At 65.2% G+C, this 14700-nt stretch carries 16 protein-coding genes; 12 read left to right on the top strand and 4 right to left on the bottom strand.

The annotated features are described in order from the left end of the window. The first annotated feature begins 20 nt into the window (after nucleotides 1-20). From F8237_RS24945 to F8237_RS24990, 10 genes are all read left to right on the top strand, one after another. Nucleotides 21-410: a carboxymuconolactone decarboxylase family protein gene (locus F8237_RS24945; protein ID WP_008557256.1), complete on the top strand. Its 390-nt coding sequence runs from the start codon at nucleotides 21-23 to the stop codon at nucleotides 408-410. A 9-nt stretch (nucleotides 411-419) separates the two neighbouring features. Then, complete coding sequence (locus tag F8237_RS24950) at nucleotides 420-1229, top strand: N-acyl homoserine lactonase family protein (protein ID WP_151648823.1); 810 nt, start codon at nucleotides 420-422, stop codon at nucleotides 1227-1229. A gap of 92 nt (nucleotides 1230-1321) precedes the next feature. Continuing rightward, on the top strand, nucleotides 1322-2047 hold the full coding sequence (locus tag F8237_RS24955; protein ID WP_151648825.1) for a GntR family transcriptional regulator: 726 nt from the start codon (nucleotides 1322-1324) through the stop codon (nucleotides 2045-2047). 48 nt (nucleotides 2048-2095) lie between these two features. Continuing rightward, the gene (locus F8237_RS24960; protein WP_151648827.1) at nucleotides 2096-3058 is read left to right on the top strand and encodes an ABC transporter substrate-binding protein; all 963 of its coding nucleotides are present in this window, start codon (nucleotides 2096-2098) and stop codon (nucleotides 3056-3058) included. A 5-nt stretch (nucleotides 3059-3063) separates the two neighbouring features. Further along, nucleotides 3064-3819 (top strand): ABC transporter permease, encoded by a 756-nt coding sequence (locus tag F8237_RS24965; protein ID WP_151648829.1) that lies wholly within the window; start codon nucleotides 3064-3066, stop codon nucleotides 3817-3819. Continuing rightward, a complete protein-coding gene (locus tag F8237_RS24970; protein ID WP_244625959.1) occupies nucleotides 3798-4604 on the top strand; it encodes an ABC transporter ATP-binding protein in 807 nt (268 codons plus the stop codon). The genes F8237_RS24965 and F8237_RS24970 overlap by 22 nt, the downstream gene beginning before the upstream one ends. A gap of 7 nt (nucleotides 4605-4611) precedes the next feature. Beyond that, nucleotides 4612-5421: an ABC transporter permease gene (locus F8237_RS24975; protein ID WP_151648833.1), complete on the top strand. Its 810-nt coding sequence runs from the start codon at nucleotides 4612-4614 to the stop codon at nucleotides 5419-5421. Nucleotides 5422-5430: 9 nt separating this feature from the next. Beyond that, nucleotides 5431-6090, top strand: coding sequence for a polysaccharide deacetylase family protein (locus F8237_RS24980; RefSeq protein WP_151648835.1), 660 nt, complete (start codon nucleotides 5431-5433; stop codon nucleotides 6088-6090). Between the two features lie 3 nt (nucleotides 6091-6093). Further along, nucleotides 6094-6948 carry a fumarylacetoacetate hydrolase family protein gene (locus F8237_RS24985; RefSeq protein ID WP_151648837.1) on the top strand — a complete coding sequence of 285 codons (855 nt, stop codon included), beginning with the start codon at nucleotides 6094-6096 and terminating at the stop codon, nucleotides 6946-6948. Nucleotides 6949-6984: 36 nt separating this feature from the next. Then, on the top strand, nucleotides 6985-8028 hold the full coding sequence (locus tag F8237_RS24990; protein ID WP_201280148.1) for a uroporphyrinogen decarboxylase family protein: 1044 nt from the start codon (nucleotides 6985-6987) through the stop codon (nucleotides 8026-8028). On the opposite strand, the gene F8237_RS24995 is transcribed toward F8237_RS24990, so the two are convergent. Further along, nucleotides 8025-8378 carry a RidA family protein gene (locus F8237_RS24995; RefSeq protein ID WP_151648839.1) on the bottom strand — a complete coding sequence of 118 codons (354 nt, stop codon included), beginning with the start codon at nucleotides 8376-8378 and terminating at the stop codon, nucleotides 8025-8027. The genes F8237_RS24990 and F8237_RS24995 overlap by 4 nt on opposite strands. A gap of 215 nt (nucleotides 8379-8593) precedes the next feature. On the opposite strand from F8237_RS24995, the gene F8237_RS25000 reads away from it, so the two are divergent. After that, complete coding sequence (locus F8237_RS25000) at nucleotides 8594-10915, top strand: molybdopterin guanine dinucleotide-containing S/N-oxide reductase (RefSeq protein WP_151648841.1); 2322 nt, start codon at nucleotides 8594-8596, stop codon at nucleotides 10913-10915. A gap of 239 nt (nucleotides 10916-11154) precedes the next feature. After that, on the top strand, nucleotides 11155-11655 hold the full coding sequence (locus F8237_RS25005) for a Dps family protein (RefSeq protein ID WP_151648843.1): 501 nt from the start codon (nucleotides 11155-11157) through the stop codon (nucleotides 11653-11655). A 132-nt stretch (nucleotides 11656-11787) separates the two neighbouring features. On the opposite strand, the gene F8237_RS25010 is transcribed toward F8237_RS25005, so the two are convergent. From F8237_RS25010 to F8237_RS25020, 3 genes are all read right to left on the bottom strand, one after another. Then, nucleotides 11788-12756, bottom strand: a complete 969-nt coding sequence (locus tag F8237_RS25010; RefSeq protein WP_151648845.1) for an AraC family transcriptional regulator — start codon at nucleotides 12754-12756, stop codon at nucleotides 11788-11790. A gap of 139 nt (nucleotides 12757-12895) precedes the next feature. Further along, entirely contained in the window at nucleotides 12896-13939 is a 1044-nt protein-coding gene (locus F8237_RS25015; protein ID WP_151648847.1) for an alpha/beta fold hydrolase, read from the bottom strand. A 27-nt stretch (nucleotides 13940-13966) separates the two neighbouring features. Then, a complete protein-coding gene (locus tag F8237_RS25020) occupies nucleotides 13967-14674 on the bottom strand; it encodes a hypothetical protein (protein ID WP_151648849.1) in 708 nt (235 codons plus the stop codon). Nucleotides 14675-14700 lie beyond the last annotated feature (26 nt).

The following is a 14700-nucleotide window of genomic DNA, read 5'->3' on the forward strand; positions in this document are numbered from 1 at the left end:
GAGACTTGAAAGGGACGATCATGAGCAAGACCGAACTGTTCGAAAAGGGCCTCAAGGTTCGCAAAGAGGTGCTCGGCGAGGACTACGTCAACAAGTCCATTGCCGGCGCCGACGAGTTCACGCGCACGATGGCGGAGTGGTCGACGGAGTTCTGCTGGGGCGCGTTGTGGACGCGGCCCGGCGTCGACCGGCGCACGCGTTCGATCGTCAACCTGGCGATGCTCGGCGCGCTGAACCGCCCGCACGAGCTGAAGCTGCACGTGAAGGGCGCCTTGAAGAACGGGCTGACCAAGGAGGAGATCAAGGAGATCCTGCTCCAGGTCGCGGTCTATTGCGGCGTACCCGCCGGCATCGATGCGTTCCGCAATGCGCGCGAGGCGTTCAACGAGGTCGACGCGGCAGGCTCCTAAGCGCGACCCATGGCTGACCCGGACTACGAGCTCTTCGCCATCCGCTACGCCACGCGCGATGCGCAGCGGAGCGAGCATTTCATCGGCGGCGATCCGCATGACGGGCCGATGCCGATGGACTATTTCATGTGGCTGGCGCGGGGCGGCGGCCGAACCTTCGTCATCGACACCGGGTTCAACGCCGAAATCGCACGGCAGCGCAGGCGAACCTTCCTGCGCTGCCCGGTGGAGACGCTGGCCGCGTTCGATGTCGACATCGCCGACGTCAAGGACGTCATCCTCACGCATCTGCATTATGACCACGCCGGCAATTTCGACCGGTTTCCGAACGCGCGGTTTCATCTCCAGGAGCGCGAGCTCGCCTATGCCACCGGGCGCTATATGCAATATCCGCGATTGTCGCATTCCTTCGAGGTCGAGGACGTCTGCGGCATCGTGCGGCTGAACTATGCGCGCAGGGTGCTGTTCTACGATGGCGATGCCGAGATCGCTCCTGGATTGACGGTGCACGCGGCCGGCGGGCATTCCGCCGGCCTTCAGTTCGTGCGCGTCAACACGCGGCGCGGTCCGGTCGTGCTCGCCTCCGACGTCAGTCATTTCTACGAGAACATGACGAGCGAGCGTCCGTTCACGACGGCGTTCCATGTCGGTGACATGCTGGTCGGGTTCGACAAGCTGCGCGCTGCGGCGCCGGACCAAGATCACATCGTTCCCGGCCACGATCCGCTAGTGATGAAAATTTATCCGGCACCAAGCCCGGAGCTGGAAGGCGTCGCCGTTCGCCTCGACGTGCCGCCGTCCGGCGCTGCTCATTCGTAGGACGCTGAGACGGACGCAGCGTAACTTAGACTAGAAAAATCGATTTTCGATTTTCTATTGACCGCTGCGCCCTCCCTTGCAATCATCCGACCATGGGTCCGCTTCAGTTCCAATTGTCCGGAAGCCCCGGGAATGGTCCGCGCAGCCTGACGTCGGCGCTGCACGAACGCCTGCGCGCCGATATTCTGGCGACGCGGCTGCTGCCGGGTCAGAAGCTGCATATCGCCGGCCTCGCCAAGCAGTTTTCCGTGAGCCTCGCCGCCGTGCGCGAGGCGCTGTCGCGGCTGGTCGCCGACGGCCTCGTACAGGCATCCGACCAGCGTGGCTTCCGGGTGAGCCCCGTGTCGCTCGCCGATCTCGCCGACGTCACGCAGACCCGGATCGACATCGAGGGCCTTGCGCTGCGCCGCTCGATCGAGCGGGGCGACGATGCCTGGCTTGCGTCGGTGAAATCCGCATGGGCGGACCTGAAGGCCGTTCCCTATCGCTATCCCGACGATCCCACCGTGCATTACGAGGAGTGGGTGGTCCGCCACCGCATCTTCCATCGTGCACTGGTCAATGCCTGCGGCTCGCCTTGGCTGCTCGGCTTCCGCGATGTGCTGCACGAGCAGAGCGAGCGATATCGCCGCCTCTCGATCCGCAGGGAAGTCGGTAAGCCGCGCAACGTCGAAGCTGAACACAAGGCGATCGTCGCCGCCGTGATCAAGCGTGATGCGGATGCGGCAGTTCGCGCCTTGTCAAAACACTTCGGCATCACCAAAGAGTTCGTCGAGCTCGCCGCCTCGCGCATTGCGGAGGTGAGCCGCGCGACCTGACGATCCGGAAGAATCCGGCACGCAAAAAAGACAGACCGGGAGGAAACAATGAAGATCAATCGCCGTCACGCGTTCATGACGCTCGTTGCCGCCGCTATTCTTGCGGGCCCTGCGAGCGCCGTCGACACCATCCGCGTCGGGCTGCCCACGAAAACCTATTGGCCGACCACGATCGCCGAGACGGCGGTGCGGCAGAAATTGTTCGAGAAGGAAGGCATCCAGGCCGAACTGACCATCTACCGCAGCGGCGCCGAGACGTTCGAAGGCATGGCCGCGGGCGCGGCCGACATCATCCTCGATCCGCCCTCGCTGGTCTCGGCCGGACGCAAGAAGGGTGTGATGTCGCGGATCGTCGCCAATGCCGCGATGGGCAATTTCGGCTGGCAGTTGATGGTGCCGACCAAGTCGACGCTCGAGGTCAAGGACCTCAACGGCAAGAAGGTCGCGATCACCGCGGCCGGCTCCGGCTCGGACCTGCTCGCGCTGTGGACCATCCAGGACAAGAAGATCGACTTCACCCGCGTCCCGGTTGGCGGCGGCGGCCTGGTGCCGAACCTGCTGGCCGGTAATGTCGAGGCGGCCGTGGTCTATTCGCCGCTGAGCTTCCAGATCGCGAAATCCGGCGAGGCCAAGACCATCCTCGACTACGCGACCGCCGTTCCGCCGAACCTCACCGCGGGCTGGATCGTGCTCGACAAATTCGCCGACGCCAAGCCGCAGATGGTGCAGAAGGCGGTGAATGCCCTCTACGGCGCGGTCGCGTTCATGCGCGCCAACCGCGACGTCACCGTCAAGCTGATCGCCGAGCTCTACGAAATGCCGCCGGAGATCGCGAGTCTCGAATACGACAACACCATCATGAAGCTCGAGACCAGCGGCGACATGGGCGCGCCCAATGTGAATGCGGCCGTGCAGCTGTCGCTCGACCTCGCCAAGCTCGGCGGGCTCAAGGACATCGTGCCGGTCGAGGACGTGATCTCGGCCAAGTTCAAGCCCGTCCCGACCAAGTAGCAGCGATGCAAAGCACGCTCGCCATCAACCTTGCGCGGATCGCGATCATCGTCGCGATCCTGGCGCTGTGGGAAGTGTTGTCGCGCACCGGCATCGTCAATCCGCGCCTGCTGCCGTCGGCGTCCGATACGTTTGCGACGCTCGGCGACCTCCTGCAGCGCGCGGCCGTGCAGAAGGACCTGATGGTGACCGCGACCGAAGTGCTGGCCGCGTTCGCGCTGGCCGTGCCCTTCGGTGCGGTGATCGGCTTCCTCGTCGCGGAGAACCGCTATTTCGCTGACGTCGCCAAGCCGCTGCTGTTCTTCGCCTTCAGCATCCCGAAGTCGATCTTCCTGCCGATGTTCATCCTGGTGTTCGGCGTCGGCTTCGCCCAGAAGGTCGGCTTCGGCTTCTTCTCGACCATCTTCATCGTGATCATGTCGACCACGACGGCGGTAGAGTCGGTCAAGGTCGAGCATCTGACGGTGGCGCGCTCCTATGGCGCAACGCCATGGCAGACCGCGTTCCGGGTCTATCTGCCGAGCATGCTGCCGGTGCTGCTGGAGGCGTTGCGGATCTCCATGATCTTCAATCTCACCGGCGTCATCCTCGCCGAGATGTATGCCTCGCGCGACGGCATCGGCCACCAGATCGCGACCTGGGGCGAGAATTTCCAGATGAAGCAGCTTCTCGCCGGCGTCGTGATGGTTGCCGCGATCGCCATGACCTTCAATGAACTTGTCAGATGGGTGGAAACGCGATGCAGCCATTGGCGAACGTGACCCCGCTAAAGCCGCCCGCGCGTGCCGGCGCGATCGAGGTGAAGAATGTCGGCCAGGTCTTCAAGACCAGGTCGCAGGACGTCGTTGCGCTGGAGGACGTCTCGCTGGAGGTCAAGCCCGGCCGCTTCGTCGTGCTGGTCGGCCCGAGCGGCTGCGGCAAGTCGACCCTCTTGATGATGATGGCGGGGCTGCGCCAGCAGACCTCGGGCACGATCACCATCAGCGGCGCGCCGATTCTGCAGCCCGATCCTGACAGGGTCGGCGTCGTCTTCCAGGAAGCCAGCCTGTTTCCCTGGCTGACGGCCGAGGACAATGTCGAATTCCCGCTGGCGCTGCGTGGCGTGCCCAAGGCGGAGCGCCGAGCCAAGGCGCAGGATGCGCTCAAGCTGGTCGGCCTCGACGGCTTCGGCAGGCGCCATCCGCATGAGCTGTCAGGCGGCATGAAGCAGCGCGTCTCCATCGCGCGCGGACTGGTGCAGGACCCGCCGGTGCTGCTGATGGACGAACCGTTCGCCGCGCTCGACGAGCAGACGCGCATGACCATGGGCGACGAGCTGCTTCGGATCTGGGCTGCGACCGGCAAGACCGTCGTCTTCGTCACGCACAGCCTCACCGAAGCGGTCTATCTCGCCGACGAGGTCATCGTGATGTCGGCGCGGCCCGGCCGCATCGTCGACCATCTCCAGGTCCAGCTGCCGCGGCCCCGTACCTACGAGATGCTGAGCGGCGATGCCTTCGGGAGCTTGCGCGACCGCATCTGGCGCCACATCCGCAAATCGGCGTGAGGCGGAGATGAGCGCCAAAATCAGCGCGAAGACCCTGCGACATCTGATCGTGATCGGCCTGATCGCGCTGTGGGAGCTGTTGCCGCGCACCGGTCTCATTCCCGAACTGTTCCTGCCGTCGCTGTCGTCGACGCTGGTTGCCGGATGGAGCGACGCGGCCGAATACGGTCACGCGCTCGCCGTGACGCTGTACGAGGTCGTGGTCTCCATGGCGTTCGCCTGCGGCGGCGGCATCCTGCTCGGCGCCATCGTCGGCAGCCTGCCGCGCCCGCGGGTGCTGATCATGCCGATGGTATCGAGCCTCTATGCTGTGCCGCTGGTGATCCTCTATCCCGTCTTCACGGTGTGGCTCGGCATCGGCTCGGAGTCCAAGATCGCGTTTGCCTCGATCTACGGATTTCTGCCGACCATGCTCGCCACCGCCGCCGGCATCCAGACCATCGACCCGCAGCTCCTGCTCGCGGCGCGCAGCATGGGCGCGACGCTGAGCCAGCGGCTGGTCCGCGTCATCATTCCCGCCGCGATCCCGACCGTGCTGTCGGGGCTGCGCGTCGGCGGCGCGCTGGTCATCGTCGGCGTCGTCGTCTCGGAAATGCTGATCTCCTCGGCCGGCATCGGCTATCTGATCTCGCGCTACCGCACCATCCTCGACAGCCCGCACGTGTTCGCGGGCGTGCTGCTCGTGCTGTTCCTTGCCATCGCCTTCAACGCGGCGATTCGGGGGATCGAGCGCAAGGCCGCGATCTGGCAGACCGGCACCCGCGCAGGCCAGGCCAATGATGAGATCGCGGTGAACGCGATGCAGCCGGCGACCTGAGGTATTGGCGTGTACGATCTGACCCTGACATTCGACAACGGCCCCGATCCCGACGTGACGCCGCTTGTGCTCGACATCCTCGCCGAGCGCGGCATCAAGGCGACATTCTTCGTCATCGGCGAGAAGCTCGCCGACCCCGCGCGGCGCGGCCTTGCGGTGCGTGCACACGGGGAGGGCCACTGGATCGGCAATCACACCTTTACGCACAGCATTCCGCTCGGCGAGCAGCCGGATCGCAGGACAGCCGAGAAGGAGATCGGCCGTACCCAGGACGCGATCGGCGACCTCGCGCATCCGCAGCGCTGGTTCCGGCCGTTCGGTGGCGGCGGCAATCTGGATACAAGGCTGCTGAAGCCCTCCGTCGTCGACTATCTCACCCGCAACAAGCACAGTTGCGTGCTCTGGAATGCGATCCCGCGTGACTGGGACGATCCCCATGGCTGGACCGGGCGCGCGCTCGACCAGTGCAGCCGGCAACCCTGGACGCTGATGGTGCTGCACGATCTGCCAACCGGTGCGATGGATCATCTCGAATATTTCCTCGACCGCGCTGCGGCGGCCGGCGCCCGCTTCCGCCAGGACTTCCCGCCGCAATGCGTTCCAATCCGCAACGGCGAGATCGCGCTTCCGATCAACGACTATGTTTCCTCCATCGAAGAGAGTGTTTGACCAATGAAAGTCGCAAGCTTCACCATCGCCGGCACCGCGAGCTATGGCATCGTCACCGACAAGGGCATCATCGATGCAGGCAAGCGCCTGAAGGCCTATCCGACGCTGAAGGCACTGCTTGCGAAGGGATCGCTCGACGAATTGAAGAAGCTCACCGGTGAAAAGCCGGACTACGCGCTGCAGGACGTCGCGCTATTGCCGACGGTGCCCGATCCCGACAAGATCTTCTGCATCGGCGTCAACTATGCCACGCATCTGGCCGAGAGCGGCCACCCGACGCCGGCGCATCCGATGATCTTCACGCGTTTCGCCAACAGCCAGGTCGGCCATGGCCAGCCGATGATACGGCCGCTGGAATCCGAGCGTTTCGACTATGAGGGCGAAATGGCCGTCGTCATCGGCAAGGCCGGTCGCCGCATCTCGCGCGAGGCCGCGCTCGGCCATGTCGCGGGCTATGCCTGCTACAACGACGGCAGCATCCGCGACTGGCAGCGCCACACCTCGCAATTCGCGCCGGGCAAGAACTTTGTCGGCACCGGCGGCTTCGGTCCGTGGATGGTGACGACCGACGAATTGACCGATGTGACCAGGCAGACCCTGATCACGCGGCTCAACGGCGTGGAGGTGCAGAAGGCCCCGATCTCCGATCTCGTCTTCGACGTCCAGGCCCTGATTGCCTATTGCTCGACCTTCACCGAGCTCGTTCCGGGCGACGTCATCGTCACCGGCACGACCGGCGGCGTGGGCGCCTATCGCACACCGCCGCTGTGGATGAAGGGCGGCGACGTCGTGGAGATCGAGATTTCCGGCATCGGCATCTTGCGCAATCCCGTCAAGGACGAGGGACGCGCGGCCTGAACAACGCGCTCAACAATAACAAGAAGGAGAACTCCCATGCCGATGCCCAAGCACATCCTCCCGACCACGGTGGTCGGGAGTTATCCGCAGCCGGAATGGCTGGTGAATCGCGCTATGCTGTCGAAGGTGGTGCCGCGCACCCGCCTGCACGACATGTGGCGATTGCCGGCGGAGCATCTGGAGGAGGCGCAGGACGATGCCACCATCGTCGCGATCCGCGACATGGAACGCGCCGGCATCGACATCGTGACGGATGGCGAGATCCGCCGCGAGAGCTACTCCAACCGTTTCGCGACCGCGCTCGACGGCATCGACGGGGACAATCCCGCGATGATCGTCGCCCGCACCGGCAACACCCAGACCCCCGTGCCGCGCGTCGTCGGTCCCGTGAAACGCAAGGGCCCCGTGGAGCTGCACGACATGCAGTTCCTGCGCGAGAATACCGACCGCGCCGCCAAGATCACCTTGCCGGGCCCGTTCACGATGAGCCAGCAGGCCAAGAACGAGTTCTACAAGGACGACGAGGAGCTCGCGATGGCGCTCGCCGAGGCCGTCAATGCCGAGGCGCTCGACCTGCAAAAGGCAGGCGCCGACGTGATTCAGCTCGACGAGCCCTGGGTGCGCAACAATCCTGATCTTGCCAAGCGCTATGCCGTCAAGGCGATCAACCGCGCCCTGCAAGGCATCACCGTGCCGACCGTCGTGCATCTCTGCTTCGGCTATGCGGCGGTCGTGCCGGGGTCGAACAAGCCGGCCGGCTATTCTTTCCTCGCCGAGCTCGACGACACCATTGCCGACCAGATCTCGATCGAGGCGGCGCAGCCGAAGCTCGATCTCGGCGTGCTGAAAGACCTCTCCTCGAAGAAGATCATGCTCGGCGTGCTCGACCTCGGCGATCCCTCCGTCGAGAGTGTCGATACCGTGGCCGACCGCATCCGCAACGGGCTCAAATACGTCTCACCGGATCGTCTGGTCGCGGCGCCCGATTGCGGCATGAAATACATGCCGCGCGCAACCGCGTTCGGGAAGCTCAAGGCGATGTGCGATGCGGCGGCCAAGGTCCGGCAGGAAATCAGTTAGCGCGCCCGGGCGGCGGTGGCGGTGATCTCGAGTTTGACGCCGGGCCCGAGATCGGCCACGCCGATTGCGGCGCGCGCCGGCAGATGGGCCTCTGCGAAGTGCGCCTTCCAGGCCGCATTGAACGCCGCCTTCTCCTTCAGGTCCGTCATGTAGATGGTCACCTGCAGGACATTGGCCAGATCGGATCCGAGCGGCTCCAGCAGGCGCGACAGCTGTCCGAGGACGTCATTGGCCTGGCCCGACATGTCGAGGCTGGTGTCCTCGGGGACGATGCCGCCGAAGTAGAGCACACCGTCATGCTCGACCACCTCGTGGAGCAGTCCTTCGTAGGGCAAGACGCGTTTGATCATGCTGAGTCCGATGTTCCTGTGGGCATGGGGGCCGGCGCCGGTTGCTGTAACACCGGCGAGGCCAATAGGGAACCGGCGGGCCGCGTTGATCGCACGACGCACGGGAGCCCAGCGCTTGCGTGAGCCTCGCCACGATGACATGGGGATGTGGATCGGTATATTGCCACCCGAGCACCATGAAGACGGCCAGCCTCGGGCCGGAACAGGATCAGACGATGGACGATACGATTGGCTTCCCCGACCCCGGCCTCGACTTGTCGGACGGCTTCAAGCCGCACACCTCGCATTGGGGCGTGTTTTCCGCGCGTCAGGGCCAAGCCGGGCTCGAGGTCAGGGCCTATGCGGGCGATCCCGATCCGAACGGCATCATCGACAATTTCCCCGGCGCGCTGCGCCACCAGGCGCGCATTGCGCAGCCCGCGATTCGCCGTGGCTGGCTCGAGCGCGGTCCCGGTCCCGACGATCGCCGCGGCCGCGACGAATTCGTCTCGGTCAGCTGGGAGAAGGCGCTCGACCTGCTCGGCGACGAGCTCGGCCGCATCCGCGACACGCGCGGGCCCGGCGCCGTGTTCGGCGGCTCCTATGGCTGGTCGAGCGCGGGCCGCTTCCATCATGCGCAGAGCCAGGTGCATCGCTTCCTCAACATCGCGATGGGCGGCTATGTGCGTTCGGTGAACTCCTACTCGTCGGGCGCCTCCTCGGTGCTGCTGCCGCAGATCCTGGCGGGCTACGAGGACATCACCAAGCGCAACGTCACCTGGGCGCAGATCGCTGCCGACACCGAGGTCGTGCTGGCGTTCGGCGGCATGGCGCTGAAGAACTCCATGGTGGCCGGCGGCTCGATCAGCAAGCATGTCGAGCGCGGCGCCATGGCAGCGGCGCGTCGGCGCGGCTGCGAATTCATCCTGGTCAGTCCTTTGCGTGAAGACCTGCCCGTCGAGGCCGGGGCCGAATGGATGACCTGCGTGCCCAGCACCGACACCGCGCTGATGCTCGGCATCGTTCACACGCTGGTCGCGGAGAACCTGCACGACCAGGCCTTCCTCGATCGCTATACCGAGGGCTGGCCCGTCTTCCTGCGCTATCTCACCGGCGAGAGCGACGGACAGCCAAAGAGCGCCGAATGGGCCGCCGCGATCTGCGGCGTCGAGGCGAACACGATCCGCACGCTGGCGCGCCGTCTGGCCGGAAAGCGCGCGCTCATCACCGTTTCCCATTCGCTCCAGCGCGCCGAACATGGCGAGCAGCCGGTGTGGATGGGCATGGTGCTGGCGGCAGCGCTCGGCCAGATCGGCCTGCCGGGCGGCGGCTATGGCTATTCGCTCGGGGCGATCGGCTATTATGGCCGCCGTGTCAACGACGTGCCCGGGCCGACGCTGGGGCAGGGCCGCAACGGCGTGCGCGACTTCATTCCGGTGGCGCGCATCGCCGACATGCTGCTCAATCCCGGCAGCACCTATCGCTACGACGGCCAGACGCGCACCTATCCGGACATCCGTCTCGTCTACTGGGCCGGCGGCAATCCCTTCCATCATCACCAGGACATCAACCGCCTGCGCAAGGCATTTGCGAAAGTGGACACGTTCGTGGTGCACGAGCTCGCCTGGACTGCGACGGCGCGGCATGCCGACATCGTGCTGCCGTCGACCATGACGCTGGAGCGAGAGGACATCGGCTATTCCAGCAACGATCCTCTCATGGTCGCGATGCATCAGATCGCGGAGCCGTTCGGTCTTGCGCGCGACGACTACGACATCTTTGCCGATCTCGCCGAGCGTCTCGGTGCGCGCGAGCCGTTCACAGAGGGTCGCACGTCGAGGGAGTGGCTCGAATATCTTTACAAGCCGACCCGCGCCTGGCTCGAAGCGCGCGGCCTGGAGGCCCCTCACTTCGACGAATTCTGGAAGCGCGGCAGCCTGGTCGTGCCGCAACAGCCTGACGACGGCGGTCGGCTGCGCAGTTTTCGCGAGGATCCTGTCAATCACCCGCTGCCGACGCCGAGCGGCCGTATCGAGATCTTCTCGGCCAAGATCGAGGCCCATGGCGATGCGGATTGTCCGGGTCATCCTGTCTGGCTCGACAAGACCGATATGCCCAAGCCGGGCGCGCCGTGCTTCCTCGTCGCCAACCAGCCGGTGACGCGCCTGCACAGCCAGCTCGATTTCGGCGGCCATTCGCTCGCCGCCAAACATCGCGGCCGCGAGGTCGCGCGGATGAATCCGGTTGATGCGGACGCGCGCGGCATCAAGGACGGCGACATCATCCGCCTGTTCAATGAGCGCGGCGCGTGCCTTGCCGCGGTTCACGTCACGGGCGGCATCGCACCCGGCGTGGTGCAGCTTCCGACCGGTGCGTGGTACGATCCCGTAGACCCCGAGGACGACGCGCCGCTCTGCGTCCACGGCAATCCGAACGTGCTGACCCGCGACATCGGCACCTCGTCCTTCGCGCAGGGCTGCACCGGGCAACTGACGACGGTGGAGGTGGAGAAATTCACCGGCAATTTGCCACCGATCCGGGCTTTCGATCCGGTGTAGCTCTTTCCTCCGTCATTGCGAGCGCAGGGCTCTTGCGGTGCGCTGCAGAGCCGGGGCCCATATCGCCGCTCGTTCTCCTGTCGCCTTCTGGGTCCGGCTCTGCGCAGCGTCACTGCGTGCCGCAGCGCGTCCGGGACACGAGAGCACTCGTGCGAATTCGAAATCGGTCCCCGCAAAGCGAAAGAACCCCACCGCGCCGCGCTGCTAAGGCTTCGTGACCTCATCAAAGGACACCTGACATGACCAAGGCAGACCTCCAGAGCCCGACCGATCTCGGCGCCAATGCGAACCGGGACATTCCCGCCGCGCTACGCGCGCTGCTCGCCGACGTCTTCGCGCTCTATCTGAAGACCAAGAACTTCCACTGGCACGTCTCGGGCAGCCATTTCCGCGACTATCATCTGATGCTGGACGAGCAGGCCGGCCAGATCTTTGCGATGACCGACGACATCGCGGAGCGCGCGCGCAAGATCGGCGGCACCACGCTGCGTTCGATCGGCCAGATCGCGCGCGAGCAGCGCATCCTCGACAACGATGCGGACTACGTCGAGCCACAGGACATGCTGGCGGAGCTGCGCAGCGACAACCAGCAACTGACGCGGGAGATGCGGCGCGTGCACGAGCTTTGCGACGAATATGGCGATGTCGCCACCGCAAGCCTGATCGAGAATTGGATCGACGAGTCCGAGCGCAGGATCTGGTTCCTGTACGAGTCCGGCCGCACCGGCCCGCACGCGTAACGCCTCGCGTCGCGATGAAGGAAAAAGGGGCCGTCCTGTGTGGGTGCAGGGCGGCCCCAGGAGGCTCGCAGGCCCGGGAGGAGGAGGGCTCGAGCCGGCGCAAGTGGGGGCACTCGCGCCAAAGCAGAAGAGCTAGGCGGCCGCGCCGATCATCCAGTCATTGTCCGATGCAGGACGCCGCCGCGGCGCGACGTCGGTGGCCGGCCGTTCGCTCTTGCTGGCGAGGCGCCAGCGCGCCGGAGACTGCCCACTGATGCGCTTGAACACGGTGGAGAAATGCGCCTGCGTGCTGAAGCCGACGGCTAGCGCGATTTCAGCCAAAGGCCGCCCGGTCGTCGCGAGCATCCGCTTGGCCTGCTCGATGCGGTGATTGAGCAGATATTCGCGCGGGCGATAGCCGGTCGCGGCGCGGAATTGTGCCGCAAAGTGCATCCTGGAGAGGCCCGCGACATTGGCAAGCTCGGACAGGCTGATGCAGCGGTCGAAATGATCGGCGATGTATTGCTCGACGCGCCGCAGCCGCCATTTCGGCAAGGCGTTGACCTTGGCGCGGGGCAGCTCGAGGCGCGCGAGATGCATCGCGAGGGTCTGTCCGATGCAGCGCGCGAATTCATGGTCGGTGGCGTCGCCATGCTCCATCAGCGCTTTCGCCAGCTCGGCGGCGAGCGGATCGCGCAGCAAGACGAGGTCATGCAATGCTTCCGCGGCGGGCACCGGGAAGTGATCCGTGGAAATGTGGACGTGCAGGAAAGCGCAGGGGCCCTGGAACTGGACGCAGAGAGGCTTCGACGGCGCGCTGACATACAACGTGCCAGCAGGCATCGTGCCGTCATAGACGATCTGACGGTCCCGGGTCAGTTTCGCGCGCGTCGCCTTCAGGGCAATGCCGACGAAATAGCTGGTCTCGGGCGTCGTCGCCTCATGCGACGAAGTGTCCCGGGACTCCTCCCATTGCGAGATCATGATGTCCGCCTCCGGGCCGTGGTTGATCTCGCGCCATCGCCTTTCGCGCGGAATCGCGTGCGTCTTGTGCGAGACCTCGCGATCCCGCCGAGCCGGAAGCTCAATCCGGGCATGCGCCGTTTGCAGGTCCGTCAACATCGCTCGTCCTCTCAAGCCGATTGCTTTCCATGGTCAGAGGATAGGCGTGAGCTGGACAACAAGCTCGTTAGTGATGATGAGGAGGTGTTAGATTTTGTGCGCGCTCTCATTCGGTGTGACAGCCCGCCGCAGGGCGCGCTCAGGCTTCCGCCATCACGTCGAGCACCGCGTCGGCAAAGGCCTTCGGCGCCTCCTGCGGCAGATTGTGCCCGATGCCGCCCTTGATGGTCCGGTGCGAATAGCGGCCTGAGAATTTCTTCGCGTAGGCGGACGGCTCCGGATGCGGCGCCCCGTTGGCGTCACCCTCCATGGTGATGGTCGGCGCCGTGATGACAGGCGCTTGCGCCAGCCGCGCCTCGTCGTCGGCGTATCTTGCTTCGCCCTCGGCAAGGCCGAGCCGCCAGCGATAATTATGGATCACGATCGCGACATGGTCCGGATTGTCGAACGCCCTGGCGCTGCGATCAAAGGTGGCATCGTCGAAGTGCCATTGCGGCGAGGCGAGCTGCCAGATCAACTTCGAGAAATCGTGGCGGTATTTGTCATAGCCTTCGCGGCCTCGCTCGGTCGCGAAATAGAACTGGTACCACCATTGCAGCTCGGCCTTCGGCGGCAGCGGTATCTTGCCGGCCTGCTGGCTGCCGATCAGATAGCCGCTCACCGAGACCATCGCCTTGACCCGCTGCGGCCAGAGCGCCGCGATGATGTTGGCGGTCCGCGCGCCCCAGTCGAAGCCGGCGATCGTGGCCTTGTCGATTCTGAGTGCGTCCATCAGCGCGACGATGTCCGCCGCGATCGCTGCCGGCTGCCCGTTCCGCATCGTCGCGTCGGACAGGAAGAGCGTGCTGCCGTAGCCGCGCAAATAAGGCACGATCACGCGATGGCCGGCCGCAGCGAGCAGCGGCGCGACGTCGACGAAAGCGTGGATGTCGTAGGGCCAGCCGTGCAGCAGGATCACGGCCGGACCGTCAGCGGGGCCTGCCTCGGCATAGCCGACATTGAGCAGGCCGGCGTCGATCTGCTTCAGCGACGCGAACGCGGTGTTGGCGCCCGGCCTGCCTGCACCGGCAGGCTTCGCCGGCTTGGCGGCAGCCGTGGCGCTCAGCGACAGCTGGGCTGCCGCAAGTGTCAGGGCGGCGCGTCCGAGGAAGCCGCGGCGTTCGCTGTTGATGGTATCGGACATGGGTCCCTCCTGTGGTCGTTGCCGCCGCTACTCGAAGACGGCGTCGAAGATCTCGACATCCATCAGCACGGGTTTTGCGATCACGGTTCCGTCAGGCCGCAGCGTCTGCGCGCGTCGAAGTGTCGGCACGACGATGCCGCCAAAACTGTCATGGGCCCAGGAATAGTGTGCGACTTTCATTCCGAAGAGATCGTGATCCGTCCGCCGTTGCAGGGCGTTCTCGTCGAAATAGAAGATCTGCTCGGGCGCGAGCGTGATCACGCTCGGCGGGAACTGCGCCCGCAGCCGCCGCCATGTTTCGGTGTTCTCACGCCACGGCGCCAGTTCCTCCACCACGACATCGGGGTGAGCGAGCAGGAATGGATTGGTCAGATAATTCCAGATCGCTACGCCGCAGAAGAAGACGAGATGCAGTTCGTCCGCCAGCAAAGCAGAGCCGGCCTCGGGAAACGCAAGGCTCGGATTGCGCCAGCTCCGCAGGACTTCGCCCTCGGGGCTTTCGATGGTGATCGCGTCCGGTTGAAAGGAGCCGGAGTGTTCGCCTCCCGTAATGCCGGTGAAGCGGACCGACTGCGTCCGGGTCGAACCCTCGGCGGTCACATCCTTGAATTCGCCGGCATGTCCGGCGCTGGAAAACAGCGTACCGGCGACGGAAAGGTGGAGGGTGAACCGGCTCAAGCTATTCCAGCGGGCGATTCCGCCGCTGGCATCAATTACGTCGTCAAGCAGCGCCATGTCCCGCCATATCCACCATGAAGTGC

It is taken from the genome of Bradyrhizobium betae, from assembly GCF_008932115.1.
Lineage (GTDB): Bacteria > Pseudomonadota > Alphaproteobacteria > Rhizobiales > Xanthobacteraceae > Bradyrhizobium > Bradyrhizobium betae.